General features: G+C 40.8%; 1 protein-coding gene. It reads left to right on the forward strand.

Annotation, left to right across the window (positions count from 1 at the left end; genetic code table 11):
• Positions 1 to 4623 (forward strand): autotransporter outer membrane beta-barrel domain-containing protein (locus tag BJI48_RS09165; protein ID WP_143428800.1); only part of this gene is annotated, 4623 nt, incomplete at both ends.

Raw genomic sequence — 4623 nt, forward strand, 5'->3', positions numbered from 1 at the left:
CTTGAATCCCCCACTACCCAAAAATCTCAAAAAACTCGAGATTTAAAAACTTCCCAACAAGTTCAAAACCTTAAAGATTTCCAAATTCGGAGTTTCGATAAACTTCAAAACTCCCGCCATCGCTACGAGCTTGAAAACTCCCAACACTTCCAACCCGCTAAAGATTTAAAAAACTTAAAAAAATCCTCATTCAAACCGCTTTTCTCCATCATCTTGGCTTCAGTGATGGGTGCGGGTGTTGCTTATGCCTTTAGTGATACTTGCACGCTAGGGAGTGCGAATGCTTGTTTGGCTCATACTGGAGCAAATGCCGAAGATAAATTCAAGCCCACTCAAGACGAAACACACACGGATAAATGGAGATATACTGATGGCACAAAAACACACGAAGAAAAATCAGGAAGGCTTACCATCACCGGCAATAAAATCATCCTTGAAGAACCAAATCTTTATGTTCATAATACTGCGAATTTGACCGCTAATTTCAAAGACTCGGTATGGGTGGGGAATTTCACCCACGCCCAGTCTGGTGGAGGCCATGAATCACCGATAAACCTTAGTTTTGAGGGGCACTATAATGGCGACACAGATGTTACCCCCACCATCAAAGGCAAGGATAACCAATGGGCATTCATAGGGAATATAAATTTACAGCAAAAAAACACAATTACTTTCAAAAATGGTGCGAATATGAAAGGGAATATCACCGGGGTGTATTATGCGGCATTTATAGATAGCGACATAGCCACCGTTACATTTGATAACTCTAGCCTCATTGGCAATATAAACGTTAGTGACGGCGACAATACTTTCAAATTCATTAATAACGCCCATATGAAAGGGAATATCACTTACCTTAAAAATTTTGATGATAAAGGAAATCTGGCTATCACAACCAAAGATTCGAGTATTGAGGGCAATCTCAGTGTGAGTAGCTATAGTAATCATCTGGGTGGTTCTAAAAGCAATGTCAATGAGCAAAAAATCACGCTTGAATTTGATGGCAATGGCAAAGAGGGCTATGCTTTTAAAGGTAATATATATTTGCGAGCAGATGACACGAATAAAAAACCGCGCCCCCTCACTCTCACTATCAAAAATGAAGCTAAGATTCTTGGTAGTATCAATGTAGCAAAATCAAGTTATGGTCCTTATTGGACAGGACCTTTCAATAATTTCAACCTCAATATTACCAATGCAAGCTTTGATGCTAATCAAGTCATCCATAACAATAGTGAAAATATGGCTATCACCCTTGATGGGGGCGATCTATTGAATGCAGGCAATCTGATAAGTAAAAACCAACAAAAAAATGCTCCCTACACCTTTACCATCAAAAACACCTCTGAAAACAAACGCAATGGTTACTCCTCTGGTGATATTTATAATATAGGTAATACTACCATCACCCTTGAAAAAGACACCACCTTTGCTAGCACCATCACCAATGCAGCTATCTCTGGCTCTCCAGGTAAAATCACCCTAACTGCCAATGAAAACACTACCATTATCGGGGGCTTAGGTGCTGGAGCGAGTTTTGGAAACAATGATATTACCCAACCTAATTACCAAAAATCTGTCAATCATTTCACTGCCACATTCACTAACGCTACCTTGATGGGATATAATGCTGGCAAGTTTGGGGCAGGCTCAGGTGCGGGGATTATTAACCAAGCCAATGGGGGCTATATCCACGCCACATTTACTTCATCGGCTGTGAATGGCGACATTACAGCCAAATATGTCTATATGACCCCTGCAGAAACAGGTTATCGTGTCAATGATGTGATCTTTGCTTCCGCTGCAGTAAATCCGACAGCTTCAGGTGGCACTACCCTGCCTAAAATCGACTATGCTCCTGCGAATAAGGCAGCAAATAAATCTGCAGAAGTAGCAATGGTTCCTACAACAACACACAAACTCGATTATTTCTTACCCCATTTGCCCTCTACTGGGACTAATGAAACACTTAATCAAACAGCTATAACCAAATTCTATGGGGCTTTGATGACTGAAGCCAAACTCAAAGGAATGAGCGGAGACCAAATACAAGGCTATGTTATCGCAGGTATCCAAGACTATCTCCGATTAGCTAATATCAGCTCGTTTGTAGGCAATATCACCACCTCTGGGGATAAATCTGTAAATAATGTCGAATTTAATAATGCCCTCTATCTCAGAGGTAATATCACCACCACAGGCGGGGTGGCTAATATCAGCCTTAATCTGAGTGATGAGTTTTATAAATCCCTCACAGAAAATGAGCTCACCAAAGCCCTCTTGCTCACGCAATCACCTAAATTTAATGTTACGACTACTGGCGGGGTGGCTAATATCGCTATGAGTGGGAATATCAAAGGCACAGCCAACTTTAATTATTCTGGTGGGGAGACTAATCTTATCTTTGCAGATAAAGCCGAAGCTGATAAAACCGCTGATGCAGTAGGCACGCATAATCATCTCGGCGATACAACCAAATTCAATGATAGCACGAAATATGTCCCCACTGATACAGCCAAAAACACCGTTAAGGTCAATGGGACGACTTATACTGATGGGATCATTGTGCGATTGGATGCTTCGAAAGCCGATAAACTTTTAAGCTTTTATCGCAATCGTTTTGATTCCTTGCCAGCTAATCTGCAGAAATTATTTACTAGTGCGAGTGCTAAAGGGGCTTCTATGAGTATGGAGCTAGATAAAAGCGATACGACGAATAATGTCTATAAAGGCACGATTTCAGGTATCCTCATCGGCGATGTGTATTCCTTACCTACTAGTAATGGCTCATCAGGCACTGCCCCCAAATATGAAGCCACGCTAACAAGTAATGCGGTATTTGTTGGGGATCTCCATATCAAAAATACTATCGATATTGCCCTCAATTCTGGCGCAAAGCTGATTTTAAATGGGGATTCTCATATTGCCAATCTTAAAGGTGCAGGCAAGCCAGAAAACTTTGATGAAGAACATCTTGCAGGCAATAGCCTCTATCAAACCAATACGATTATCGACCTAGCCACAGGGGGCATATCTGTCCGAGATGATTTTAAAAGAAATCATTTTTCTGCCCTCAGCATTGATAAGGCAGAGAACTTTGAAAACGCTGTTTTTCGGGTAGCTTATAACCCCTATATGGCAGGCGATCTTTCTAAACCAGCAAGCAATGCGGATCATATCATCATCAAAGACGCTAGCAATAGTAAGGAAAATATCCTCCAAGTATTCCAATCCCAAAGTAATGGCGGGGAGGTTGGCGATCTCTCTTCTAAAAACATATTAGTCGCTTCAGTTGCTAAAAAAGCAGAAACCGCTGGTTTTAAATTTAGCACACATTCTGTGGTTAATCAAGGCTTTGATGTGGTTACAACGGATTTGGTAGCTAAAAATGGCAACGATGAAAAACTCAAAGCCGATGGCACAAAAAGCACCACTACTTCTGAAAATACCACCGAATTTACTAACTATTATGTCTCTTATATAGCTGCTAGCTTGAATCAAGCCTATACAGATACCTCTAAAGCCACATTAGGCTCCAACCTCTCTGTGTTTTTGGCTAATATCAATGATCTCAATAAACGTTTAGGCGAACTCCGAAGTAATCCCTACACACAAGGGGTATGGGCAAGGGTATTTAATGGGAGCAACCATAGCAATATAGGCGATTCCTTAGAAACGCTTTCAACCAATGTTCAAGGCGGTTATGATTATGCCTTTAACCATAACAATGCCCGATCGATTGTCGGGCTTGCCTTTTCTTATGGTTACAATAATCTCACTTCAAATGCCTTTAGTGGTAATAGCAATCTCTTTGAAGTAGGGGCTTACTATTCATTTATCCAAGAAAATGCCCAAGGTTCTGGGATCTATTCTGATACGATCTTAAAATATGGTTATATCAGTAATAATCTCAATATCAAAGACAATAAAATCAGTATTGATAATAAGCTAAGCTCACAAGCATTCTCACTAGGGGAAGAAGTGGGTTATCGCTTTAACTTTAATCTTAGCCCTGCTAATGCCCCTATCCATCACGCCCTCTATGTTGAACCTAGTGCCGAGCTTATTTTGGGCTATCTCACAGGGGGTTCATTAAAACAAATGACATCAGGGAACTTCTTATTATCGAGCATTGGTAATGTCTTTGATGTCCGAGCCAAACTTGGGGGCACACTAGGCTATAGCCTGCTAACCCAAAAGAATAGAACCGACTTTAGGCTAGGGGCATTTTATGTAGGCGATTATTTTGCTGGGGGCAAGATGGATTTTACAAGCACCTATGCCAAAGCAGAAGATGAACTTAAGAGCAACCATATGGGAATGGTTTCAGTTGGAATCAATTCCTTTATCACCAAAGATATCCGACTTTATCTTGATGTCGATGCTGGCTTTGGCGGTAAATACTATAATCAAGACTATTTGGTATCTTTGGGAGGACGCTATAGCTTTGGAGAAAGAACCAGCACTAAAGTCCAAGAACTCCAAAGACAACAAAACAATCCAACCAACCAACCTAGCCCATCAAGCTTTGAGAAAAACCTCACGCCTGAACAAAGAAAACTCTTAAAGAATAAACAAGTCCTTATTCTTAAAACCAACAATAAAACCCATTGCCAAGGTTGT

Source organism: Helicobacter sp. 11S02596-1 (assembly GCF_002272825.1).
GTDB lineage: Bacteria > Campylobacterota > Campylobacteria > Campylobacterales > Helicobacteraceae > Helicobacter_J.